25 protein-coding genes and 1 pseudogene are annotated in these 23,803 nt (G+C 30.6%); 10 read left to right on the top strand and 16 right to left on the bottom strand.

Going from position 1 to position 23,803, the window contains the following annotated elements; all coding sequences use genetic code 11:
• From nuoH to AJ882_RS04950, 14 genes are all read right to left on the bottom strand, one after another.
• Positions 1-999: an NADH-quinone oxidoreductase subunit NuoH gene (gene nuoH, locus AJ882_RS05015; protein ID WP_002867591.1), complete on the bottom strand. Its 999-nt coding sequence runs from the start codon at positions 997-999 to the stop codon at positions 1-3.
• Complete coding sequence (locus AJ882_RS05010) at positions 992-3,454, bottom strand: NADH-quinone oxidoreductase subunit G (RefSeq protein WP_011050001.1); 2,463 nt, start codon at positions 3,452-3,454, stop codon at positions 992-994. The genes nuoH and AJ882_RS05010 overlap by 8 nt, the downstream gene beginning before the upstream one ends.
• Positions 3,451-4,143, bottom strand: coding sequence for a hypothetical protein (locus tag AJ882_RS05005; protein ID WP_002851266.1), 693 nt, complete (start codon positions 4,141-4,143; stop codon positions 3,451-3,453). The genes AJ882_RS05010 and AJ882_RS05005 overlap by 4 nt, the downstream gene beginning before the upstream one ends.
• Positions 4,140-4,367 (bottom strand): NADH-ubiquinone oxidoreductase subunit E family protein, encoded by a 228-nt coding sequence (locus AJ882_RS05000; protein ID WP_002824979.1) that lies wholly within the window; start codon positions 4,365-4,367, stop codon positions 4,140-4,142. The genes AJ882_RS05005 and AJ882_RS05000 overlap by 4 nt, the downstream gene beginning before the upstream one ends.
• The gene (nuoD, locus tag AJ882_RS04995) at positions 4,364-5,590 is read right to left on the bottom strand and encodes an NADH dehydrogenase (quinone) subunit D (protein WP_002864417.1); all 1,227 of its coding nucleotides are present in this window, start codon (positions 5,588-5,590) and stop codon (positions 4,364-4,366) included. Before nuoD ends, AJ882_RS05000 begins: the two co-directional genes overlap by 4 nt.
• 1 nt (position 5,591) lies before the next feature.
• Complete coding sequence (locus AJ882_RS04990; protein WP_072227233.1) at positions 5,592-6,386, bottom strand: NADH-quinone oxidoreductase subunit C; 795 nt, start codon at positions 6,384-6,386, stop codon at positions 5,592-5,594.
• Entirely contained in the window at positions 6,383-6,886 is a 504-nt protein-coding gene (locus tag AJ882_RS04985) for a NuoB/complex I 20 kDa subunit family protein (protein WP_002824974.1), read from the bottom strand. The genes AJ882_RS04990 and AJ882_RS04985 overlap by 4 nt, the downstream gene beginning before the upstream one ends.
• On the bottom strand, positions 6,868-7,257 hold the full coding sequence (locus AJ882_RS04980; protein WP_002824972.1) for an NAD(P)H-quinone oxidoreductase subunit 3: 390 nt from the start codon (positions 7,255-7,257) through the stop codon (positions 6,868-6,870). Before AJ882_RS04980 ends, AJ882_RS04985 begins: the two co-directional genes overlap by 19 nt.
• Before the next feature lie 112 nt (positions 7,258-7,369).
• On the bottom strand, positions 7,370-8,035 hold the full coding sequence (locus AJ882_RS04975; RefSeq protein ID WP_002867588.1) for an ATP-binding cassette domain-containing protein: 666 nt from the start codon (positions 8,033-8,035) through the stop codon (positions 7,370-7,372).
• A complete protein-coding gene (locus tag AJ882_RS04970) occupies positions 8,028-8,738 on the bottom strand; it encodes an ATP-binding cassette domain-containing protein (RefSeq protein ID WP_011050003.1) in 711 nt (236 codons plus the stop codon). Before AJ882_RS04970 ends, AJ882_RS04975 begins: the two co-directional genes overlap by 8 nt.
• The gene (locus AJ882_RS04965) at positions 8,735-9,529 is read right to left on the bottom strand and encodes an ABC transporter permease (RefSeq protein WP_074471001.1); all 795 of its coding nucleotides are present in this window, start codon (positions 9,527-9,529) and stop codon (positions 8,735-8,737) included. The genes AJ882_RS04970 and AJ882_RS04965 overlap by 4 nt, the downstream gene beginning before the upstream one ends.
• Positions 9,516-10,460, bottom strand: coding sequence for an ABC transporter permease (locus tag AJ882_RS04960; RefSeq protein ID WP_002867585.1), 945 nt, complete (start codon positions 10,458-10,460; stop codon positions 9,516-9,518). The genes AJ882_RS04965 and AJ882_RS04960 overlap by 14 nt, the downstream gene beginning before the upstream one ends.
• Positions 10,460-11,995, bottom strand: a complete 1,536-nt coding sequence (locus AJ882_RS04955) for an ABC transporter substrate-binding protein (protein ID WP_070279680.1) — start codon at positions 11,993-11,995, stop codon at positions 10,460-10,462. Before AJ882_RS04955 ends, AJ882_RS04960 begins: the two co-directional genes overlap by 1 nt.
• Positions 11,996-12,103: 108 nt before the next feature.
• Positions 12,104-14,875 carry an FAD-binding and (Fe-S)-binding domain-containing protein gene (locus AJ882_RS04950; RefSeq protein ID WP_002867583.1) on the bottom strand — a complete coding sequence of 924 codons (2,772 nt, stop codon included), beginning with the start codon at positions 14,873-14,875 and terminating at the stop codon, positions 12,104-12,106.
• A 151-nt stretch (positions 14,876-15,026) separates the two neighbouring features.
• Here AJ882_RS04950 and cgb point away from each other — a divergent pair, with 151 nt between their 5' ends.
• Positions 15,027-15,449, top strand: coding sequence for a single-domain globin Cgb (gene cgb / locus AJ882_RS04945; RefSeq protein WP_002867582.1), 423 nt, complete (start codon positions 15,027-15,029; stop codon positions 15,447-15,449).
• A gap of 19 nt (positions 15,450-15,468) precedes the next feature.
• Here cgb and AJ882_RS04940 read toward each other — a convergent pair whose 3' ends face one another.
• Complete coding sequence (locus AJ882_RS04940; protein ID WP_002851469.1) at positions 15,469-17,100, bottom strand: multidrug ABC transporter permease/ATP-binding protein; 1,632 nt, start codon at positions 17,098-17,100, stop codon at positions 15,469-15,471.
• A 49-nt stretch (positions 17,101-17,149) separates the two neighbouring features.
• Complete coding sequence (locus tag AJ882_RS04935) at positions 17,150-18,445, bottom strand: MFS transporter (RefSeq protein ID WP_002858936.1); 1,296 nt, start codon at positions 18,443-18,445, stop codon at positions 17,150-17,152.
• A gap of 87 nt (positions 18,446-18,532) precedes the next feature.
• Here AJ882_RS04935 and AJ882_RS09580 point away from each other — a divergent pair.
• The 9 genes and pseudogenes from AJ882_RS09580 (at position 18,533) to hisG (ending at position 23,799) form a co-directional block, all read left to right on the top strand.
• Positions 18,533-19,329: pseudogene (locus AJ882_RS09580) on the top strand (MBL fold metallo-hydrolase).
• Positions 19,330-19,416: 87 nt separating this feature from the next.
• Entirely contained in the window at positions 19,417-19,635 is a 219-nt protein-coding gene (gene infA, locus AJ882_RS04920; protein WP_002781436.1) for a translation initiation factor IF-1, read from the top strand.
• 171 nt (positions 19,636-19,806) lie between these two features.
• Entirely contained in the window at positions 19,807-19,920 is a 114-nt protein-coding gene (gene rpmJ / locus AJ882_RS04915) for a 50S ribosomal protein L36 (protein WP_002781429.1), read from the top strand.
• 2 nt (positions 19,921-19,922) lie between these two features.
• The gene (gene rpsM, locus AJ882_RS04910) at positions 19,923-20,288 is read left to right on the top strand and encodes a 30S ribosomal protein S13 (protein WP_002800121.1); all 366 of its coding nucleotides are present in this window, start codon (positions 19,923-19,925) and stop codon (positions 20,286-20,288) included.
• 9 nt (positions 20,289-20,297) lie between these two features.
• Positions 20,298-20,690, top strand: coding sequence for a 30S ribosomal protein S11 (rpsK, locus tag AJ882_RS04905; protein WP_002779544.1), 393 nt, complete (start codon positions 20,298-20,300; stop codon positions 20,688-20,690).
• A 27-nt stretch (positions 20,691-20,717) separates the two neighbouring features.
• Complete coding sequence (rpsD, locus tag AJ882_RS04900; protein WP_070279677.1) at positions 20,718-21,344, top strand: 30S ribosomal protein S4; 627 nt, start codon at positions 20,718-20,720, stop codon at positions 21,342-21,344.
• Between the two features lie 12 nt (positions 21,345-21,356).
• Positions 21,357-22,370, top strand: coding sequence for a DNA-directed RNA polymerase subunit alpha (locus AJ882_RS04895; RefSeq protein WP_002855748.1), 1,014 nt, complete (start codon positions 21,357-21,359; stop codon positions 22,368-22,370).
• A 3-nt stretch (positions 22,371-22,373) separates the two neighbouring features.
• On the top strand, positions 22,374-22,727 hold the full coding sequence (gene rplQ / locus AJ882_RS04890; protein ID WP_002851332.1) for a 50S ribosomal protein L17: 354 nt from the start codon (positions 22,374-22,376) through the stop codon (positions 22,725-22,727).
• Between the two features lie 172 nt (positions 22,728-22,899).
• Positions 22,900-23,799 carry an ATP phosphoribosyltransferase gene (hisG, locus tag AJ882_RS04885; RefSeq protein ID WP_002858407.1) on the top strand — a complete coding sequence of 300 codons (900 nt, stop codon included), beginning with the start codon at positions 22,900-22,902 and terminating at the stop codon, positions 23,797-23,799.
• Positions 23,800-23,803: the final 4 nt, after the last annotated feature.

The raw sequence follows: 23,803 nt of genomic DNA, 5'->3' as shown, positions 1-23,803 counted from the left end.
CTATAAAAGAACTGCTAAAGCAGTGATTAAAAGGTTTAAAACCGCTAAAGGGATTAAGATCAAATAGCACATTTTCATCACTTGATCTGGACGCAATTGCGGAAAAGCTGCTCTTGCCCAAAAATACCAAAAGAAAATAAAACTTGATTTTACTATCATCATAATCCAACCAGGAATAATCCAAAAGCTATTAAAACCCCCTAAAAACAAAAGAGTTACTAAAATAGCTCCAGCTATCATAGAAGCATATTCACCTATAAAAAACATACCCCATCTTAAACCCGAATACTCCGTTCCATAACCCGCTACAATTTCAGCATCATTTTCCGTCAAACAAAGCGGAGTTCTATTAGTCTCTATAAATAAAGCAATTATAAAAAGCACAAAAGCCAAAGGCTGTTTAAAAATAAGCCAAGAAAAAAATCCATCGCTTTGATAATTGTTAATATCCACCAAAGAAAAAGAACCTACAAGCATTACAATAGCAATCAAAGCTAAAGCTCCTACGCTTTCATAGGAAATAATCGCTACAAGCCCTCTTGCAGCCCCTAAAATCGACCATTTATTATTACTTGCAAGTCCACCCAAAAACACCGCATAAAAGCAAAGTCCTGAAGTACCGATGACAAAAAGCAAAGCTACATTGATATCTGCCACTATAGGCTGAATTACCTTTCCAAATAAAGTAAATTCAGGTAGCATAGGAATAGCTGCTAAAGAAACAAAAGCACAAATAGCAGAAATCAAAGGTGCTATAGCAAAAATAAATTTTTGCGAATTTGAAGGGATTATATCTTCTTTAGTAAAAAGTTTTATCATATCAGCTACAAGTTGAATAAGCCCAAAAGGCCCTACCATATCAGGCCCTATGCGTCTTTGAAAATAAGCTAAAACCTTTCTTTCAGCATAAGTTGCAAGACCTGCTAAACTCGCAAATATTGCAATGATAATAATACATTTAATTAAAGCCTCTAAAGCAAAAAAAGCAAAATCACTCATGGCTTGCTCCTAATTTTTCTAAATTTGCCGCAACAAATCTTTCATCAAAAAAGCTTAGCGTATCAAGTTTTTCATCAAAATACGGCAAGAAAGCTCCATTTTTTATATCCTTATCCACACGCACGCTAAGGCTTAATTCTTTATCTTTTATTTTAAGTTTTACAAGATCTTTATCTTTTAAATTTTTCTCTTTAGCTAAATTTTCACTCACACCTAAAAAAATCACCTCATTAATCGCACTAGCACGATTTGAAAATCTACCAAATTGATAGCTAGGATTAGCACTATAAAGCAAAATTTCATCTTCTTTTAGGCTTAAATTTTCAAAATTTGGAGAGATGAATTCTTTTTTAGCAACTTGTTTGAAACATTCTAAATTAAGCTCATATCCCCTTTTACAATCGCCTGCATTGGTATAAAAATTGTCTAAATGATCAAAATCAATCGGAGAAAAACCTTTATTTATAGGGAGTCTCTTAGTATAATTTATAGTATATTCCTCATCAAAACCTAAAGCATTAGCCAAATCATTTAAAAAATATCCCTTAAATTCTAAAGCAGCATTAGTTGGTACCACTCTTTTATCATAATTTAAAAAAGTTCCTTCTTGCTGATTTAAACTCGCACTAGCTAAATTTGCATGCTCTTCATAAGAAAAACTAAAATCACCTTTTTCATTGTAGCCTAAAGTCTTGCCTTCTTGTGTATTGTTATCCAAATCACAAATCATAGCCACACCTAAGGTATTAGTATGCGTAGGATTTAAAAAGACTTTAAAAGGAGTAGTATTTTGGATCAAAGCAAGTAATTTAGCAAGTTTTTTCGCATTTTTATGAAAATAAAAATCACTCCCTACAACAAGAGTAAAATTTGCTTTTTTAAGCAATAAATCTTCTAATTTATCTTCATCTATGCCTAAATTTTTAGCAAAAACAGACCGTTGTACTTCTATGATTTTTTTTACTTTTTTAGGTACGACTTTTTTTACTTCTTTTTGAATTTCATTGCCTTCTTCATCTTTTTCTATGACTTGTTCTACAACTTCTTCGTTGATACTTTCTTCTATTTCTTTATTTTCACTAACAAAAAACTCTGCTAAATGAGTTTTGATACCTTCATCTTGGCTAAATTTTTGAAGTAAAAAATATAAAATTTGCTCTTCATCGCCATTTTTATGAATGTGCGGGATAAAATTTTTAGAATATTTTGCTATACCCATATCTTCCATAGGATGAAAATAAAGCCCTGAGCCTTTATTCATCACTAAAGCATTATTGATTTTATAACTAAGCGTTGGAGCATCATATCTTAAAAGCATTCCAGCCACAACCAAAAAATCACTTTTTGTTATATCTTGAGTATTAGCGCTATAAAACTCACCAGAATTAGCGATAAATTCTTGTAAAAATTCTTTAAATTTCAAAGCTTCTTCATTGATTAAAGAAAGATTAAATTTCTTTTTTAAATTTTGTAAAATCAAAGCTTCTTCATTGGTAATAAAACTATTAAATTTAATGTTTTTAATTTCATTTTTCTCAAAAAGCTCCACAAGTTCTTTAAAGGCTTTTTCATCTTTATCCGCCTCATTTTGCGTATCAAAAGCAAATCTTGCAGCCTTATTTAAACTTGCAAAGGCAAAATCATTACTCACACGATAAATTTTTTCTTTTTGATTGCTAATACCACTTTGCTTAATATCATAATACATCAACTCACAATCGCTTGAATGTGGATTTGAAGCAGGGATTCTTTTAAGTTCCCAAATATTTGAAGTGTATTGAAATTTCGAACCTATCAAAGCTCCTGTTGGACACACGCTTGTACATTCTCCACAAAATGAACAATCAAGCGTGTCGCCATTTGTAGGGCCTATCAAACTTTTTTGAAATTTAGTCCAAATCGCATAAGCATCTTTTCCCATGCTCTCTTTAAAGCTATTATCCACACTATCTCCGCCACGAGGAACAGTCTTTAAAGCACTTTCTCCGATTTTATCCTTACAAACTGTAATACAACGCTCACACACTATGCAAAGTGCGGGATCGTAATTAATCATTCCCCAATGTTTATGTGGTTTATGCGTGTCTTTAATCCAATGTTTTTGAACATTTACACGACTTTTATGAGTAAAATTTTGCAATTCACACTCGCCTGATTTATCGCAAACTCCACATTCTAAAGGATGATTGATACAATAAGCTTGCATGATCTCATTTCTTTCATCCCAAAGATTTTGTAAATCACTTTCTACAACCATACCCTCTTTTGCTTTAGTATTGCAAGAATATACCTTTTTACCATCAGCTTCAACCATACACATACGACAAGCCAAAGTAGGACTACAGCCCGAAAGATAGCAAATCGCTGGGATAAAAATATCATTTCTTCTTGCTATATTTAAGATATATTCGCCTTCTTCAAAGGCGCAATCTATACCATTAATCTTAACTGTCATTTTGCTTCCTTTATGCGAATTGGAGTAAAATCAAAACCATTATTTTCATAATTTAAAAAAGCTATGGTGCCTTGTAAATTTTCATCTAAACAAAGCTTAGTTTTAAAACTAAAATCTTTAGCTAAAATTTCAACTTCACTTTGATCTTTGCATTTTGCAATTTGTAAAAATTGCTTTGAACAATGTAAATTTTTATCTTGCAAATTTGCTCTAAAAAGCACTAACCCGTCATAATTATCGAGTTCTTTTAGGGTGTTTAATTTTGCCTTTTTAAAATCGCATTCTTCTTCATCGCTATCTAAAATCTTTAATCCATATTTTACACTTAGGAAATTCAAAAAATATTTGATATTTTCACTATCTTTATAAGAATGGATATTTTTATCTATAATTAAATACTTAACCTCTTTTAAAAAAGCAAGCACTTCGCCTGCTTCTTCCTCTCCAAAACAAGATTCAGCACTTAAATATCCCTCATCTAAATCGCAAAATTGTCCTTCATCGCTTAATTTACAAAGCAAGGCCAAAACAAAACTCAAACTTGCAATTTCGCATTTGTAAAATTTAGCTTTTAAGTTTTTATCTTCCAAACAAGAAATATTAATGCTATTTACACCTATTTTTTCACATAAATTTTTGTTTTTAAGGCTTGGCATATCTAAAAAACAAAGAGCATTATCATAAATCATACCCTCTCCTTTTTTATAACAATAGTCCAATCGACTTGATTAAATTTCAAAGAATTTAAAAGCTCACAGCCTTGTTCTTTTACAAAAGAAAAACTTTTTTCAACAGGAGAAAAATCGCCGATTTCAAAAAGCACCACTAAAACCTCACCTTGTTTTGCTTCTTTTATGATTTGTGCTAAATCTTCAAAAAGCTCTTTGCTTTTTCTTAAATCTACCCTTCTCATCGATCTATCTCACCTAAAACTATATTTACATTACCCATAATGGCTACAACATCAGCTAAATAAGTACCTACAAGCATTTCTTCAAAAAACGCACAATGCCAATAACTAGGCGTTCTAGCCTTTAAACGATAAGGTCTTCCTGTACCATCACTATGGATAAAAAAGCCAAGCTCACCTTTTGGACTTTCAGTAGGCACATAAACTTCGCCTTTAGGGGGTTTTAAACCTTGAGTGATTAAAACAAAATGCTGCATTAAAGAATAATTCTGCGTTAAAATTTGTTCCTTTGAAGCACTTACATACTCAGGATGCGTAGCTAAAATTTCAGGCGAAGTATCTTTATAAAGCATGGCACATTGTCTAAGGATTTTCAAACTTTCACGAAATTCTTGCATATAAACTTTATATCTAGCATAAGAATCTCCTTGCGTTGCATAAGGCACACCAAATTCAACTTCATTATAAAGCAAATAAGGCTCTTCTTTGCGTATATCGTATTTTATGCCACTTCCTCTTAACATCACACCCGTACAACCCCAATTTAAGGCTTGTTCTTTAGTAACCACACCTACATTTTCAGTTCTTAAACGCCAAATTCTATTATCATCTAAAAGATCTTCATAATCTTTTAAATCATTTGGAAATTTATCGCAAAATGCAAGCATTTCTTCTAAATAATTCTCAGGTAAATCAAGCATAACCCCGCCTATTCTCATAGAAGAATGTGTAAGCCTTGCACCACAATACTTTTCTATCAAATCCAAAACATATTCTCGTTCTCTAAAGCAGTATAAAAACACACTCATCGCACCAATATCAAGCGCATGAGTAGCAAGCCAAAGCAAATGCGATGTGATACGGTTTAATTCTAAAAGTATCATGCGTATCACTGCGGCACGGCGTGGAATCTCTAAACCACAAAGCTTTTCAACCGCTGCACAATAAGCATAATTATTCGCTGAAGCAGCGATATAGTCCATTCTATCAGTAGTAGGAATAAATTCTTGATAAATCATATTTTCAGCCATTTTTTCCATACCGCGATGCATATAACCTATACAAGGACGCGCTTTTACAACTTGCTCTCCATCGAGTTCTAAAATAAGACGCAAATTTCCATGCGCTGAAGGATGTTGAGGGCCTAAGTTGATAATCATTTTTGAGTCTTCTTGCTCAAAAGCTATATTTTCATAATAAGGTTTTAACTTGCTAGGAATTTGCATTTTAACGCCTTTTCTCTAAAATTTTTGCTTCATCACGTTTTACTTTTTTTACAAAAGCCACACCTTCATCTTCTTGATATTCTTGTTTAAAGGAAATTTCCTTCTTTTGACCACCTTTTGGCACTTCATGATAAAGTCTTGCAAAATTTAGCGTATCTTTATCATCAGCAAAACCAGAATCTCTTTGTTCTTCGCCCACTACTTCACGATATTCTTTGCCAAAAATTTTATCAATCTCATACCATCTTGCAAACTCATCGCCCTTTAAAGGATAAGTTTTCAAAAGCGGATGTCCAAACCAATCATCAGGCATTAAAATGCGTTTTAAATTGGGATGATTTATGATGAAAATTCCAAACATATCATAAATTTCTCTCTCACTCCAATTTGCCCCTTTAAAAACATGAGCCACGCTTTGTAAACGCTCTTTTACGCCTACAAAAGTTTTTATTCTCACTCTTAATTTTTTTTCTAAATTTAAAAGCTGATAAAACACTTCAAAACCATTTTTACTTGCTATAAAATCAATAGCGCTTGCTTCTGTAAAACTTAAATACCCTAAAGTTTTAAGCATTTGCAAAGTTTTAACATTGTCTTCTTTTTTAATTTCTATTACCCAAAAATCAAGTTCTACAAAGGAATTTAAAATTTCTACTTGAGTTTTTAAAACTTCAAAATCCTCTTTAAAAACACTTTCATTAACATCAGATTTTACAGTGTGTGGCGCGTGATAAAATCTATCTTTGTAGTAATTTTGAGTTTGAGCATTTTTTTTATCGCTATACTTTCTCATTATACCAACCTTTTAGGTGCGATTTTACGACTTGCTTTTTCTTTGCGGATCTTTTTTTGCAAAATCATCAAAGCAAACTGAAAACTTTCGGGGCGTGGAGCACAGCCTGGCACATAAATATCTACAGGTATAATTCTATCCACTCCTTGAACAGTAGAATAAGTATTAAACATACCGCCTGTATTGGCACAACTTCCCATAGAAATCACCCATTTAGGATCAGGCATTTGATCATAAAGTCTTCTTGTAAATTCAGCATGCTTTTTACATAAAGTTCCTGCAATAATCATTACTTCACTATGGCGTGGCGAAGCTCTAAAAATCGTTCCAAATCTATCAAAATCATATCTTGAACCCCCAGCCGCCATCATCTCAATCGCACAACAGGCAAGTCCATAAGATAAAGCCCATAAAGAATTACTCCTACCCCATTGAACTAGTTTATCAACACTAGTTAAAACTACGGGTAAACCACTTGCATAATTTATTTGATGCTCTGCCATGCAAACGCTCCTTTTTTATAAGCATATAAAAATCCAACTCCTAAAAGTACGATAAAAACAAAAACTTCTAAAAGTCCAAACCAACCTAAATCTTTAAAAATCAATGCCCAAGGAAACAAAAATACAACTTCTATATCCAAAAGTATGAAGATTAAGGCGATGATGAAAAATTGAGAGTTAATCTTGTTAGCTTGTTTAACAGGAATAGGACCACATTCATAAATTCCAAGTCCTAATTTTTTGCGATTTTTTGCGGCAAAATTATTACCGATTTTTGAAGCTAAAAAAACCAGTCCAAAAAAAATAACACTAGCAAGTACTAGCATTAAAAAAATACCAAAATAAGGATGCGAAGCATCTATATGAGACATTTATTCTCCTTTTTTAAAGCACTTTAATCACTCCACAACAAAAATTAAATTTACACTTTTCTTTATTTTACTCTAAACTTTCTATATTGAAACTTATATTAAAAAATATTTTTTAAAGTTTTAATTTTTTATGATTAAATTTATAAAAAAGATCACTTTGATGGCTTATAAATATATAAGAAATATTATTTTTTTGCTGATAGTCATATAAAAAAGTTAAAATTTCTTTAGAAGTTTTAATATCAAGCGCTGAAGTAATTTCATCTAAAATCAACAATTTAGGATTTAAAACCAAAGCACGGATAAGACCTACACGTGTGGCTTCTCCTCCGCTTAACTCATAGGGCTTTTGTTCTAAAATTTGTTTTTTTAGACTAAAAAAATCAAAAAATTCTAAAATCAAGTTATCATTCTTTTGTAAATTAAAATTTTCCAAACCATCTTGTATAAGATTTCTGATTTTTTTATAAGGGTTTAAAGCCATTTTTTGATCTTGAAAGCAATACTGAATTTGCTTTCTTAAAAGTCTTTGTTTGTTTTTATCAAGCTTGTGCAAGTTAAGATTTTCATACCATACCTCACCTTCACTTGGATCTTCTAAAAAACAAAGAATTCTAGCTAATGTGCTTTTACCTGCACCACTTTTACCTAAAATTATTAAATTGTCATTTTCATTTAAAGAAAAATTGACATTATCAAAAATAATATGTCTTTCTTTTTTTAAATACCAATGCTTTTTAAGCTCATAAAACTTACTTAAATTACAAACTTTAAGCATTATAATACCTTAAAAACTCATCTAAGCTATATAAATTTGAACTATTTTTTTCTAGCATAAGAATTTCATCTGCTAAAGAATTTACCAAATTTAAATCATGAGTGATACAAACTAAGGCTGCAGTATTTTTTAATTCTTCTAAAATCGATATGATCTTTGAAGCGTTTTCTTTATCCAAAGAAGCTGTGATTTCATCACAAATTAAAATTTGGGGTTGATTTAATAATGCCAAAGCTAGGCTCACCCTTCTTGCCATACCCAAACTTAATTCATTAGCATAAGAATGCCACAAACGATCAAGATTTTCAAATCCTAATTTTTGAAAATAAGAAAAAGCGTAATCTTTTCTTTCTTTTTGTTTTAATTTTGTATGAGTTTTTAAAACAAGATGACATAAATTTCCAATATCCAAATAAGGATAAAGACTAAGCTCTGCATCTTGCAAAACAAGTGCCACCTTAGAACGAAAATTTCTAAGCTCTTCTTTGTTAAAATTAAAAATACAAGAATTATGAAAACTTAATTCATCAAAACTTATTGTGAAATTAGAATCTAAAAGTCTTACCAAAGCTTTTCCCAACAAACTTTTGCCCACTCCACTTTGTCCTAGTATCATTAAAGTTTTGCCTGTTTTTATATCTAAATTAATATCCTTAAGCAATAAATTATTCTTCAAACTGATATTTAAATTTCTTACCTTCAAGATCTTATACCCCAAATTTTTTGTAAAAAATTACCCAACCATAAAAGAGGTAAAAACAACAAAAGCAAGCTTAAAAGTGGAAAAAGTATCATCCACCAAGCGCCTATAAAAACTGCTTTTGAAGACTCACTCAAAAGAGTACCTAAAGTTGGAATTTCAAATCCTAAACCCAGTCCAAAAAAACTCAAAGTAGCTTCTGTGGCTATAGCATGAACGATATTAAATATAAAAAGTGTAAAAATCAGTGTTTTTAAAGCAGGTATTAAATCTTTAAAAAAAGCTCTAAATTTAGTTCTTCCAAGCACTATATTTGCTTTGTAAAAATCTAAATTTTCAAGTCTTTTTAATTCACTTTCTATAATTCTTGCTATGAAACACCAATGAATTAAAGCGATTAAAAAAATCATCAAAAACACATCAGAAGTTATCATACTTTGAAAAAACATCATAAGTAAAAAAGCAGGCAAGGCTAAAAAAAACTCTAAAATACGCATCCAAAAAACATAAAAAAAACATCGCGCTAAAAACAAATAGTACAAAGCAAAGATAATAGACAATAAAGATCCACCAACACCTATAATCAAAGAATTTCTCAAAGCAAAAAGCAAACGAGAAAACAAATCTCTGCCTAAAAAATCAGTCCCTAAAATATAAGTAAAATTAGGAGCTTGATGCAAATTTTCTAAATGAGTGCTTAAAATATCAAAAGGAGCCAAAAAAGGTGCAAACAAGGCGCATAAAAACAAAAAAATTAAAGGCGCAAGAATGATAAGAAATTTAAACAAAATCAAGCCTTCTTAATCTAGGATTTAAAATCCTAGCTACAATATCACTTAAAAATGTAAAAAATGCTGCAAGCAAAACGCTAAAAAATATAAGTGCAAGTACAACAGGATAATCTTTAAAAATAATACTTTTAAAAAGCAAAGACCCAAGCCCCTCATAAGCAAAAACACTCTCAACCACATAAGTTCCCATCATAAAACTTAAAGCACTGCCTCCAAAATAAGCTATAATAGGGCTTAAAGAATATCTTAAAACCAAAAAATAAATATCTTTTTCCCTTAAGGCTCTAGCGTATAAATTTTGAATAAAAATTTGAGAAAAACTTTCATTGATAAAATTTCTAGCAATCCTTAAAAATAACGCCAAATGTGATAAAACGAGCACCAAAACAGGCAAAATCAAATGCTCTAAACGATTTAAAAAATCATCTTCAAAGCCTATATCACTACTTCCCATAACAGGCAAAATTTTCCAAAAAATTCCAAAAACCAAAACAAACAATAAAGCCAAAACAAAAGGAGGTAAAGTAAAAAAATTAAAAGCTAAAAAAGTGATGATTTTATCTATAAAACTTTCTTTATAAGAATATCCCAAAAGTGCCAAAAAAACACTGAGTAAAAATAAAAGCATTAAGGCGCTAAAACCCAAAATAAAAGTATTAAAAATTCTTTCTTTTATAAGCTTTAAAACACTTTCTCCGCTTAAAAAAGAAACTCCCAAATCTCCTTTTAAAGCCTTAAAAAGCCAAATTTTATACTGCTCTAGCAAAGGCTTATCAAGCCCTAAATTTTGTTCTATTCTTTGAACAAATTCTTTACTTTGTGAATTAACTCCATTAGCATAAGCTATACTACCTTTACTAAAATAAAGTAAAACAAAACATAAAAAAGTGCTAAAAAATGCTATGAAAATACTAAAAACTAAGCGTTTTAGCACTATTTACTCCACTCATAAACATTCCAAGTAAAACCCACTCCGTGATGACCTAAAGTCCTTGCTTTGATACCTTTTAAATCTTTATTATAAACTAAAGCAAAATCAAGATAAGCTAAAAAAATAAAAGGGGGATTTTCATACAAAGCATCTATAAAATCTTTATAATATTTTTTTCTCTCTTCTAATTTTGAAGTATTTCTTGCTTTTTGCAAGGCTATATCCACTTTTTTATCATGATAATGTCCAAAATTCCAACCCTCATCATTTAAAGCACTATCTTGCGAACTTTCAAATACCCTAAAAGTGTGAAAATCAGGATCTAAAGGACTTCCCCAGCCTATTAAAAAACTATCTACTTTAGAATAATCAAAACTTCCAGCAGGTTTAGCCACCACCTTGCTTACAACTCCTATTTTTCTAAATTCGCTTTGCAAAATTCCAGCCAAACTTACCCTTAAAGGATCATTACTCATCGCCCAAATTTCAAATTCTAAAATCTTGCCATCTTTTTCAAAAATACCCTCATCGTTTTTCTTAAAACCTAAAGCCAAAATCAAATCTTGGGCTTTTTTAGGATTGTATTCATAAGTTTTAAAAGCTTTAGAATCCGCCCAAGAACGCTCTAAAGGATGATTGGCTACAAAACCATAATCATGCAAAAGATTTTTGACTATACTTTGCTTATCAACAGCATAATTTAAAGCCTTTCTTATTTGAATATCTTTTAAAAATTCATTCTCTAAATTAAACATTAAAGCTCTATAATCAGCAGATCTTTCACGCAAAATTTTAAAATTTTCATCCTTTTTAAAAATATTCAATAAAGAAACATCAATCAAAGCCGCATCAATTTTGCCATTTTTAAGCTCTACGCTTGCAACCGAAGGATCAAAAATATGTTTGATGATAAGTCTTGGGGTTTTTACTTTTGTAAGATAAAAATTCTCATTAGCTTTAAACTCTACATATTCGCCCTTTTTCCATTTTACAAATTTATAAGGACCTGTGCCTATGGGATTTTGATTAAAAGAAGCAGTATTTAAGTCTTTATCACTAAGTAAATGTTTAGGAAGCATTCCTATACTTAAAGCATCTAAAAATGCAGGAAAAGGTTTAGAAAGCGTGATTTTAAGATGATAAGGATTTAAAATTTCTATACTTTTAATATCTTCAAAATTCACATAAATAGAAGAATTATTTTTAGGATTTTTAAAAGCTTTAAGACTGAATTTAACATCATCGGCACTAAATTTCACTCCATCGTGCCACAAAACATCTTCACGCAAAAAGATATCATAGCTAAGTCCATCCTTGCTAACATTCCACGACGCAGCTAAATCAGGCTTTAAGCTCATATGCTCATCAAAACGCGTAAGTCCTGAAAATACAAGATTAATCACCGCATCATGATCTTCGCTATATGCAGGATTTATCCTTGAAATTTCATTTTCCACAGCTACGATTAAAGTATCTTTTGGAATTTTAGCCTCAACATTGAAAAACAATAAAAATAGTAAAATAAACCATCTAAGCACTTGTAACTCCTCAAATTTAAAATTAAAAAAATTATAAAATAAAAAATAAGAAGCCACAAGCCCTATAGGGGGATAATTTGCTTTAAATTATGGAGTTTTATTTATCAATTAAATTGCTTCACTGCATTCATCCAATAAATACGCTATATGCTGCCAAGATATACCCGTAGCATCGCTTAATCCTATCTCGCAAGTGCTTGATGTACTAAACCCGCGCTTAATATTTGTTTTGGCATAAAATTTTTTAAAGCCCTTTGTAGCATTAATATTTAATTGAGGCTTGAAAAAGCCCTTGTATCCAGCAAACCCGCAACAATAGGTATCATTATCTATTAATACTTTTCCATTCGTGCATAGCTTTGCAAGCTTGATTATATTTTCATTTAAACCAAGCTTTCTAGCAGCACACATGATATATAATCCTACATTCTCATTGATTTTATCAATGCGTAACTTAGGAGCAATAAATTTTAATAAATACTCGCTTAAATCATAAATTTCATACTTTAAATGATCGCTAATTAACTTAGCACTACAAGCACTATGATCTAACACTATGGGCGAGTCTATATTGCTTAAAAAATCATTGATTTTTTGTATATTTTTATCTTGGATATCTTGAAAATTCTCATAAGCCTTACCACAACATAAATCATTGGGTGTATAAATAATGCCTATATTTGCTTTTTTACACAAGCTCTCAAATACTTCTTGCAAACTTCTTTTATCATGCATTTTTTCATTTGGTTTAAAGCTTTTATTAAGACAGCTTGTAAAATAAACCACATTGCAAGCTCTTTTACGACTTTTTAACTCATAATCATTCACCTTAGGCAAATACGCCCTAGTTCTTGGTATAATGCTAAGAAAATTGCTTGCTTTTTCGAGCTTATTATCAAGACTTAAATTATCAAATTTATTTGCGATACTTAATGAAAATTTAGCAATTTTTAGAGTTTTTTCATGATTTTTATATGCTAGATTTCCTAAAATTTTAGATATAAATCCTATATTATTTTTTCTATATTTTAATGAAAAATCAGCAAAATTAATCCCCAAAGGACATGAAAAAGAGCACACCCCACAAGCAGCACAAGAGCTGTCTACTAAATGATTGTAATATTTTTTAATATCCTTTAATTTTGCTTTTGACTCATCATCATTTAAGCTTTCAAGGCGTTTGATCTCTCGTAAGATCGCAATTCTTTGTCTTGGAGTAATTGTATATTCATTTGATGGACAAAATCTTTCGCAAAATCCACATTCCATACAGGTATTTAATTTCTCATCAATCCAACTGACTTGTTTGATATTTTTCTTATAAATATCTTTATCATCGCTAATGATTACATCGGGATTAAATAAACTATCCTTATCAAAGATACTTTTGATTTTTTTATTGATCAAATAAGCTTGCTTACCCCACTCTACCTCCACAAAAGGTGCCACCATACGCCCTGTGCCGTGTTCAGCTTTTATACTTCCACCATAAGAAGCTACTATATTAGACATTTCTTTAACTAGATTTGAAAAATTATCAAATTCAAGCTTATTGTTTAAATCCGGTGTGATAATAAAATGGATATTGCCTGCTAATGCATGGCCAAAAATGATTCCATTATCACCAAAGCCATATTTATAAAACAATTCTTGAATGCTTTTAATTCCATCGGCTAAATCCTCGATATTAAAACACACATCTTCAGTAATTACCGTTGAACCTGCCTTTCTAAGACTAGCTGCTATAGGCAAGAGTGCTTTTCTAATCTTCCACCATAAATCATATTCGGCCTTATTCTTGCTAAAATATGACTTATAAGCCAGTTTGGAAATTTCTTTTATTTTATTTATATTTTCATCAAGCTTAAGCTCATTACTATGCTCACTTTGGATCAATACACAAGTATTACCCTCTTTAATATCAGCTAAAATATCTCTTAACTCATCATAAGTTGATGCAGCTTTTAAACTTGCATAGTCCATTATTTCAGCAGAACTTACAAAATCAACTTTAGCAAATTCTTTTATAGTGTTTGCAGCATTATTGATATTATCAAAAAACAATAAAGCACAGGCCTTAAATTCCAAATCATCCAAAACAGCAAGCTTAACTTCGCTTACAAATCCCAAAGTCCCTTCAGAGCCAATAAGCAAGTGTGCTAAAATATCTATTTCATCATCATAATCAACAAAGGCATTAAGGCTATAACCTGTGGTGTTTTTGATTTTAAATTTTTTGATTATTAAATCTTTTAATTCTTTATTGGCATTAATCTCTTCTTTGATCTCTCTAAGTTCATTAATTAATTTTTTATTTTCATCTTTAAATCGAGCCACGCTTAAAGCATCACTGGTATCAAGCATACTACCATTTGCCAAAATCACCCTAATACTTCTTAAGGTTTTATAGCTATTATCCTTAGTTCCGCAGCACATTCCGCTTGAATTGTTATTTACAATCCCTCCAATTAAAGCTGAATTTATAGTAGCTGGATCAGGTCCTATTTTTTTCTTCAAAAAAGCAAGACTTTCATTAGCATGAATGCCTACTACACCACATCCTAAAGTAATTTCACTAGCGTCTTTGTTAATTTTTATTTTTTTAAAAGCAAATTTAATCACTACAAGTACTCCATCACAAGAGCTTTGTCCACTTAAACTTGTACCTGCTGCTCTAAATGTTATAGGAGTTTTATAAGTATTTGCTAATTGAATAATTTGCTTAATTTCATCTTCATTTTTAGCAATAATCACTATTTTTGGAATATAAAAATAACACGACGCATCAATGCCATAAGCATAGCATCTAGCATAATCATTAAAAATTCTATCCTTAAAAATATACTTAGCCTCATTATAAAAAGCTTTAAAATTTGCCATAGTCCCTCTTTTTAATTTATTATCAATTATATAATTTAATAATTTAAAGATAATTTTAAATTTATATTTTTGAGCATAATTTTAACACAAGTCAATTTTTTTCTCCTTTTTAAGATATAAAATATCTCTTTTACAACAAAAAGGAGAAACTATGACAAAAGAACAAATTCAAATCATCAAAGATTGTGTGCCTATTTTGCAAAAAAATGGAGAGGATTTAACCAATGAGTTTTATAAAATAATGTTTAATGATTATCCTGAGGTAAAACCTATGTTTAATATGGAAAAACAAATTTCAGGAGAACAACCAAAAGCTTTAGCAATGGCGATTTTAATGGCGGCTAAAAATATAGAAAATTTAGAAAATATGAGAAACTTTGTTGATAAAGTTGCCATAACTCATGTTAATTTAGGAGTTAAAGAAGAGCATTATCCTATAGTTGGAGCTTGCCTTTTAAAGGCTATTAAAAATCTTTTAAATCCTGACGAAGCTACTCTTAAAGCTTGGGAAGTTGCTTATGGAAAAATTGCTAAATTTTATATCGATATAGAAAAAAAGCTCTATGATAAATAATATAAGCCCATTTTGGGCTTTAATCAAATTTTTCTACTAAATTTTTAGCTAATTCCTTTATATTCTCACCCTTTAATTCGCTGATTTCACCATTTTGAGCCAAGAAAATTCTATCAGCACTATCAAAATATGCATCATCATGTGTGATAGCAAAGATTGTTTTACCTTGCTCTTTTAGCAAAGGTAAAAGTTTTTTATAAAAAAATCTTCTAAAAACAGGATCTTGATCAGCCGCCCATTCATCAAGCACTAAAATATCCCTTTCTTCAAGCAAGGCTATAAGCATAGCTAAACGCTTTTTTTGCCCTGTAGAAAGTTTGGTTAAGGTCAGTTCATTATCTTTGACACTTGTTTTATTTTTAAGTTCTAAAAACTCCAACCAAAAAGCAATTTTTTCTTCGCTTGCAAAATTTTCTTTATTTAAGGTTTTAGTAAAAAGATGAAAATCGCTAAAAACAGCAGAAATAAGAGATCTATACTCATCTAAATTTTTATCATCTATAAGCGTATCATCAACATAAATTCCGCCTTTGCTTGGCTTAAAAAGTCCTGTCAAAAGCATACAAAAAGTGGATTTACCACTTCCATTTTTACCTATTAAAAATACCAATTCACCTTTTTTAAGTTCTATATTTACAGGATTTAAGTGAAAATTTTCTTCATAAGCAAATTGAGTATTTCTAAAAGAAATTTTTTTCCATTCGCTAATATAATGTGTTTTTTTAAAACCTTCTATATAATCATCTAATTCCAATTTTGCGATCTTATCCAAAGCGATTTTTGCCAAAAGCAAAGTAGGAAAAGATCCTATCATAGATACTAAAGGGGTTCGTAAAAACAAAATAGAAAGAGCTATAGTTGTAGCATCTGCAACACTTGCCCATTCAAATTTTAAAGCTAAGTAAAACTCTACACCCACTAAAGCCAAAAGAGTTACATTTGTCCAGTTGTTTGAGAGATTGTTAAAAAGATTGCCTAAAGTACTATTTTTCTTTTTCAATCTTGCATTATTTTCAAATTCATCTTCATAGTAAAGTTTGGCTCTATCACGATTGATCAAAAGTTCTTTATGTCCATCTAGTATATTTTGGTAATTATTTTGCAAAGCATCATCATTTTCCCTTGCCTTTCTAAAATACTGATATACTTTCATCATCAAAAAATTATTAGTAATAAAAATAACCATAATCCATACCACACACAAAGCAAAAATTTGTGGTGAAAGATAACATAAATAAACACTAGTGCATAAAATCAATATACTTGATTGTAAAAAATCAGGCAATCTTAAAAGCCCAAAAGATATATTTCTCACATCACTTCCTAAAGAAGCTAAAATTCTAGCCTTACCTACTTTAGCCACTCTTAACAAAGGGGTGTCTAAGATCTGCTTTACTACACGCCTTTGCATTTTAAAAATAAAATTTTGTCCAAAAATACTAAGTCCAAGTTCAACTATGGTAGAACTTATAAAAAATATCAAAAGCAAAACAATAAAATAAAAAATAGGAATGTTTTGTGCATTTTTAAGCAAATAATCATTGATAAAAACAAGAGTTAAAACTCCAACAGCGCTTGTAATAAAAGAAAAAAGCAAAAAAGAAATCAACTTTAATTTATTTTGCTTAAGTAATTCCATAATAAAAGGCATTTATAAACTCCAAAATATAATTTTAATTATAACATTTTAAGAGTGATTATCAAAATTTTATTTTATCTTTTACTATAAAAACAGCACAAATAGCCAATAACGCTAAAAAAATCATATATATACTCATACCATATAAAAATGGATTTTCATTTTTACTCGCAAGTGTATTAAGCCAAAAAACGAGTTGCGGAGTAATACCGCCTGAAATTGCATAAGCAATATTATAAGAAAAAGAAATTCCTGAAAATCTTATTTTAGCTCTAAAAACTTCACTCATTAAAATAGGTGCGAACACATTAATCCCACCTAAAAAACAAACAATCGAATACAAAATACACACCAAAACCAAATTTTTAAGCTCATATAAAGCATAAAAATATAAAAAAGAAAAAAATACAAAAGTTAAAGAAAAGAAAATGCAAATTTTAAATAAACCAAATTTATCTACAAGATAACCCATAAAAGCCCCGCCTAAAGCTATTCCCAAAATTCCTAATATCTGTAAATAACTTCCTTCAACCCCACTTAAATTTAAAATACTAGGCATAAATTTAGGCATCAATAAAACAAGCACAATAACACAACCTGTTAAAACCCAAGTCATCATCATTGATGAAAATAAATTTTTTACAATATCCTTTTCTTTAAATAAATCTTTAAGCGGAAAAGAACTAAGCGATGATTCTTTTTTCATTTGTTTAAAAACAGGAGTTTCTTGCAAAAATCTACGCAAATAAATAGAAATAATCCCAAAAATTCCACCTACAAAAAAAGCAATACGCCATGCATAAGTAGCAATTTCTTCTATACTAAAAAAAGCATTAATGATTAAAAATACTATACTTCCTAACAAAATTCCTAAAGCCATAGCTGAATTTAAACAGCTTAAAAAGAAAGCTTTTTGTTTTTCTTGACAATGTTCTCTTACAAAAACCCAAGCTCCAGGCAATTCTCCACCTATAGCTATGCCTTGAAAAATTCTTATAAGTATCAATAAAATAGGAGCTAAAAACCCAAGAGTTTCATAACCTGGAATAAAAGCTAAGACAAAGGTGGGAAGAACCATTAGTAAAATACTTAGCATAAACATATTTTTACGCCCAAATTTATCTCCAAAATGTGCCATAACTATACCACCTAAAGGACGTGCTAAATATCCAGCTGCAAATGCTCCATAAGTATTTAATAAAGCCCAAAATTCACTCATACCTTTAGGAAAAAATACATTGGCTATATATTCAGCAAAAAAGACAAAAATAATAAAATCATAAAATTCTAAAGTTCCTCCTAGTGAAGAAAGTCCTAAGATCTTAATTTCCTTTGTTCCAAATTTTGATTTTCTCATTGATTAATTACCTTAAATTTTAAAAACATTGTTTTTATTATACTATAATCATTTCCAAAATATTATCTAAAAAATTTAAGGATAAATATGTTTAATTTTATAACCACCCTTTTAAAAACCAATCTTTATTTTTTAGAAGAAAAAACCACAAGCAAAAGTTCAAATCAAACCCATATAATCTCGCTTAAACAATCTGATGATGAATTTTTAAATTTATTATTTTCTTTTTTAGTGCCACAAAACGATGAAGATAAGAATTTTATAGAAAAAACTCGCACAAAAATCAAAAGAAATGAGCATAATATTGCTCTGATAAAAAATCCAAATTTTAATGCTTTAATAGACACAGGGTTTTTAGATACTATTGATACATTAAAGAAAAATTACATATCCACAAAACCGATTTTAAAGATATCACTCATATTATCTTAACACATGCACATCCTGATCATATAGGAGCTTTAATGAGCGAAGAAAATCTTTTTCCAAAAGCTCAAATTTTAATCGATAAAAAAGAATATGATTTTTGGATCAAAAGTGATAGACAAGAAATTAAAAACACCTTGCTTAAACTTAAAAATATAGAATTTATTAACCACTCTAAAGATTTGATCTTTCAAAATTCAGGCATTAAAGCCATACCTGCTTACGGGCATACCCCAGGTCAAAATGCTATCATAATTGATGATAAAATAGTCTTTTGGGGAGATTTACTTCATCTTTATGATATACAAATCCCAAAACCTAAAATCGCTATAAAATTTGATATAGATCAAAATGAGGCTATACAAACAAGGGAAAAACTACTTAAAGAATTTAAAGAAAGAAAACTCAAAGTTATAGGGACTCATGTGCCTTTTATCAAACCTAAATTTTTAGATTAATTACTTAAAAATTACTAAAAATTAAGTAAAAATTTTAATAATTTTTGCTAAAATTATAGCCTTTTTATTTCATGAAAGGAGAAAATTTTGGCAAAAGATGATGTAATTGAAATTGATGGCACCGTACTTGAAGCATTGCCTAATGCAAATTTCAAGGTTGAACTTGACAACAAACATGTAATTTTATGTCATATTGCAGGAAAAATGCGTATGCATTATATAAGAATAATGCCAGGTGATAAAGTAAAAGTAGAACTTACACCTTATAGCCTTGATAAAGGGCGTATAACTTTTAGATATAAATAATCTAAGTTATTTAAAAGCTAATTTTAGATAAAATTAGAGTTTTTGCGGCAAATTACATCGAACTATATGAAGAAGTATTTTTAAAATCCACCACTTATTTTGAAAATAGTTGGTTATTCATAAAACCTGATGTAGTCGTAAATCAAGTGGAATTCATTCAAGGAGACGCTCATGAAAGTGAGACCATCGGTTAAAAAGATGTGCGACAAGTGCAAAGTAGTTCGCCGTAAAGGCGTGGTTCGCATTATTTGCGAAAATCCAAAACATAAACAAAGACAAGGATAAACATGGCTCGTATTGCAGGTGTGGATTTACCAAAGAAAAAAAGAATTGAGTATGGACTAACCTATATTTATGGTATAGGACTTTTCACTTCAAGAAAAATTCTAGATAAAGTAGGAATTTCTTATGATAAAAGAGTTCATGAGTTAAGTGAAGATGAAGCAGCAGCTATCCGTAAAGAAATTCAAGAAAACTATATGGTTGAAGGGGATTTGAGAAAACAAGTTGCTATGGATATTAAAGCACTTATGGATTTAGGAAGCTTTAGAGGCTTAAGACACAGAAAAGGCTTACCAGTTCGCGGACAAAAAACAAAAACAAACGCAAGAACTAGAAAAGGTAAGAGAAAAACTGTTGGTGCAAAATCATAAGGATAAATCATGGCAAAAAGAAAAATCGTAAAGAAAAAAGTAGTTAAAAAAAATATAGCAAAAGGTATTGTTTATATCAGTGCGACTTTTAACAATACTATGGTTACAGTGACTGATGAAATGGGAAATGCTATCGCTTGGAGTAGTGCAGGTGGTTTAGGATTTAAAGGTTCTAAAAAATCAACTCCTTATGCAGCACAACAAGCAGTAGAAGACGCTTTAAATAAAGCAAAAGAACACGGAATTAAAGAAGTAGGCATTAAAGTACAAGGACCAGGAAGCGGTAGAGAAACTGCTGTTAAGAGTGTAGGTGCTATGGAAGGAATCAAAGTAACTTTCTTAAAAGATATCACTCCATTAGCTCACAATGGTTGCAGACCGCCTAAGCGTCGTCGTGTCTAAGATATAAGAAAAATTTAGGAGAATATTATGGCAAGATATAGAGGACCAGTAGAAAAATTAGAAAGACGCTTTGGTGTTAGCTTAGCATTAAAAGGAGAAAGAAGACTAGCTGGCAAAAGTGCACTAGACAAACGCCCTTATGCGCCAGGACAACACGGAGCAAGAAAAGGTAAAATTAGTGAGTATGGACTTCAATTAAGAGAAAAACAAAAAGCTAAATTTATGTATGGAGTAAGCGAAAAGCAATTCCGTCGTTTATTTGCTGAAGCAGCAAGAAGAGAAGGAAATACAGGGGTATTACTTATCCAGCTTTTAGAACAAAGATTAGACAATGTGGTATATAGAATGGGTTTTGCTACAACACGTCGTTTTGCAAGACAACTTGTAACACATGGACATATTTTAGTAAATGGTAAAAGAGTGGATATTCCTAGCTTTAGAGTAGAAGCAGGTGCTAAAATCGAAATCATCGAAAAAAGCAAAAACAATCCTCAAATAACAAGAGCTATCGAACTTACAGCACAAACTGGAATCGTTGCTTGGGTTGATGTTGAAAAAAATAAGAGATTTGGAATTTTCACAAGAAAACCTGAAAGAGAAGAAGTTGTCATTCCGGTTGAGGAAAGATTTATCGTTGAGCTTTACTCTAAGTAATAGGGGCTAAATATGAGAAATATTACAACATCTGCTTATACGCCAACAGAATTTACAATAGAAAACATTAGTGATACTGTGGCTAAAATCAGTGCTTGGCCTTTTGAGATCGGCTATGGAATCACCCTAGCCCATCCTTTACGCCGTTTGCTTTACACTAGCACCATAGGATATGCTCCAACTGCGATCCATATTGATGGCGTAGCTCATGAATTTGATAGCATGCGTGGTATGCTTGAAGATGTAGCACTTTTTATCATTAATCTAAAAAAACTACGCTTTAAAATTAAAGGCGAATCAAATAAAGAAATAGTAGAATTTAGCTTTAAAGGCTCAAAAGAAATTTACGGCAAAGATCTAAATAATGATCAAGTAGAGGTAGTAAACAAAGACGCCTATCTAGCAACTATCAACGAAGATGCTGAACTCAAATTCACATTGATCGTTGAAAAAGGTATTGGCTATGTACCAAGCGAAGAAATTAAAGAGCTTATAAATGATCCTAAATTTATAGCTTTAGACGCTTTCTTTACACCTGTAAGAGAAGCAACCTATGATATTGAAAAAGTTTTGTTTGAAGATAATCCTGATTATGAAAAAGTGGTTTTAACTGTAACAACTGATGGACAAATCACTCCAAATGAAGCTTTTCAAAATGCTCTAGAAGCTATGTATAAACAATTATCAGTATTTGATAAAATCACCAATGTTAGAAGCGTAATTAAAAATCAAGCAACAAGCAATGAACTAGAAAATACTAAATTATTGCAAAACATTACAGATTTAAATTTAAGTGCTAGAAGTTATAATTGTCTTGAAAAAGCAGGAGTAGTTTACATAGGCGAGCTTGCTTTGATGAGTGTAAGTGAACTTGCAGGGCTTAAAAATTTAGGTAAAAAATCTCTTGATGAAATTAAAAACATCATGGAAAGCATAGGTTTTCCTGTGGGAACTTCTAAGCTTAGCGATAATAAAGAAATACTTAAAAATAAAATCGCAGAATTAAAAGCACAAAACGAAGGATAAAGAATGAGACATAAACATGGATATAGAAAACTTGGCAGAACTTCATCTCATCGTGCTGCCTTATTAAAAAATTTAACTATAGCTTTAGTAAATAGCGGAAAAATCGAAACTACTCTACCAAAAGCTAAAGAATTAAGAGGTTATGTAGAAAGATTGATTACTAGAGCAAGACTTGGAGATTTTAACGCTCATAGAGCAGTTTTTGCTTCATTACAAGATAAAAACGCTACTAATAAATTAGTGACTGAAATTGCTCCAAAATTCAAAGATCGCAATGGTGGATATACAAGAATCATCAAAACAAGAATTCGCCGTGGTGATGCTGCTGAAATGGCTTTCATCGAATTTGTAGCTTAATCAAATCCTAGCTTTTGCTAGGATTAATACTTCAATTAAATACCTTAAAAATAAAAAGTTTTAAATAATTATTTTAAATAAAATTAAATTTATTTATTTTCTAAAACCCTTGCTAAAAATTCAACTACTTATGCTAATATAAGTTTTTAATTTTTAATTTCAAGGATATGTTATGCAAGAAAACACTCGTTTACGCATTGCGATACAAAAATCAGGTAGACTTTCAAAAGAATCCATAGAGCTTCTTTCAGAATGTGGTGTTAAAATGCATATCCATGAACAAAGCTTGATCGCTTTTTCTACAAATTTACCCATAGATATTTTACGCGTTAGAGATGATGATATCCCTGGGCTTATTTTTGATGGGGTTGTAGATTTAGGCATTATAGGGGAAAATGTTTTAGAAGAAAATGAACTTGAACGCCAGTCTTTAGGAGAAAATCCAAGCTATAAGCTTTTAAAAAAGCTAGATTTTGGATATTGCCGTCTTTCTCTTGCCTTACCTCAAGAAAATAAATTTCAAAATTTGAAAGATTTTGAAGGCTTAAGGATAGCTACTTCTTATCCACAACTTTTAAAGCGTTTTATGAAAGAAAATGGGATTAATTATAAAAATTGTACGCTTACAGGTTCTGTTGAAGTAGCCCCTAGGGCAAATTTAGCCGATGCGATTTGCGATCTTGTTTCAAGCGGGGCAACTTTACAAGCAAACAATCTTAAAGAAGTTAAAGTCATTTATGAATCTCGTGCTTGTTTGATTCAAAAAGAAAATGCTTTAAGTAAAGAAAAACAAGCCTTAGTGGATAAAATTATGTTGCGTGTAGCAGGAGTAATGCAAGCAAGAGAATCTAAATACATTATGCTTCATGCTCCAAAAGAAAAGCTTGATAAAATTCAAGCCCTACTTCCAGGAGTTGAAAGACCGACTATCTTACCTTTAGCACACGATGAAAAAAATGTAGCTTTACATATGGTAAGTAAAGAAAATCTTTTTTGGGAAACCATGGAGGCTTTAAAAGAAGAAGGTGCGAGTTCGATTTTAGTTCTGCCTATAGAAAAAATGTTAAAGTGAGTAA

It is taken from the genome of Campylobacter sp. BCW_6461, from assembly GCF_001762735.1.
Taxonomy (GTDB): Bacteria; Campylobacterota; Campylobacteria; order Campylobacterales; family Campylobacteraceae; genus Campylobacter_D; species Campylobacter_D jejuni.
The sequence above is the reverse complement of the archived record's forward strand: the minus strand, read 5'-3'. Positions and strand labels throughout refer to the sequence as shown.

Coding starts and splice junctions, on each gene's coding strand:
- nuoH (WP_002867591.1), bottom strand. CDS start 999: ATGAGTGATTTTGCTTTTTTTGCTTTAGAGGCTTTAATTAAATGTATT.
- AJ882_RS05010 (WP_011050001.1), bottom strand. CDS start 3,454: ATGACAGTTAAGATTAATGGTATAGATTGCGCCTTTGAAGAAGGCGAA.
- AJ882_RS05005 (WP_002851266.1), bottom strand. CDS start 4,143: ATGATTTATGATAATGCTCTTTGTTTTTTAGATATGCCAAGCCTTAAA.
- AJ882_RS05000 (WP_002824979.1), bottom strand. CDS start 4,367: ATGAGAAGGGTAGATTTAAGAAAAAGCAAAGAGCTTTTTGAAGATTTA.
- nuoD (WP_002864417.1), bottom strand. CDS start 5,590: ATGCAAATTCCTAGCAAGTTAAAACCTTATTATGAAAATATAGCTTTT.
- AJ882_RS04985 (WP_002824974.1), bottom strand. CDS start 6,886: ATGGCAGAGCATCAAATAAATTATGCAAGTGGTTTACCCGTAGTTTTA.
- AJ882_RS04980 (WP_002824972.1), bottom strand. CDS start 7,257: ATGTCTCATATAGATGCTTCGCATCCTTATTTTGGTATTTTTTTAATG.
- AJ882_RS04975 (WP_002867588.1), bottom strand. CDS start 8,035: ATGCTTAAAGTTTGTAATTTAAGTAAGTTTTATGAGCTTAAAAAGCAT.
- AJ882_RS04950 (WP_002867583.1), bottom strand. CDS start 14,875: ATGGCAAATTTTAAAGCTTTTTATAATGAGGCTAAGTATATTTTTAAG.
- cgb (WP_002867582.1), top strand. CDS start 15,027: ATGACAAAAGAACAAATTCAAATCATCAAAGATTGTGTGCCTATTTTG.
- AJ882_RS04940 (WP_002851469.1), bottom strand. CDS start 17,100: ATGCCTTTTATTATGGAATTACTTAAGCAAAATAAATTAAAGTTGATT.
- AJ882_RS04935 (WP_002858936.1), bottom strand. CDS start 18,445: ATGAGAAAATCAAAATTTGGAACAAAGGAAATTAAGATCTTAGGACTT.
- rpmJ (WP_002781429.1), top strand. CDS start 19,807: ATGAAAGTGAGACCATCGGTTAAAAAGATGTGCGACAAGTGCAAAGTA.
- rpsM (WP_002800121.1), top strand. CDS start 19,923: ATGGCTCGTATTGCAGGTGTGGATTTACCAAAGAAAAAAAGAATTGAG.
- rpsK (WP_002779544.1), top strand. CDS start 20,298: ATGGCAAAAAGAAAAATCGTAAAGAAAAAAGTAGTTAAAAAAAATATA.
- rpsD (WP_070279677.1), top strand. CDS start 20,718: ATGGCAAGATATAGAGGACCAGTAGAAAAATTAGAAAGACGCTTTGGT.
- AJ882_RS04895 (WP_002855748.1), top strand. CDS start 21,357: ATGAGAAATATTACAACATCTGCTTATACGCCAACAGAATTTACAATA.
- rplQ (WP_002851332.1), top strand. CDS start 22,374: ATGAGACATAAACATGGATATAGAAAACTTGGCAGAACTTCATCTCAT.
- hisG (WP_002858407.1), top strand. CDS start 22,900: ATGCAAGAAAACACTCGTTTACGCATTGCGATACAAAAATCAGGTAGA.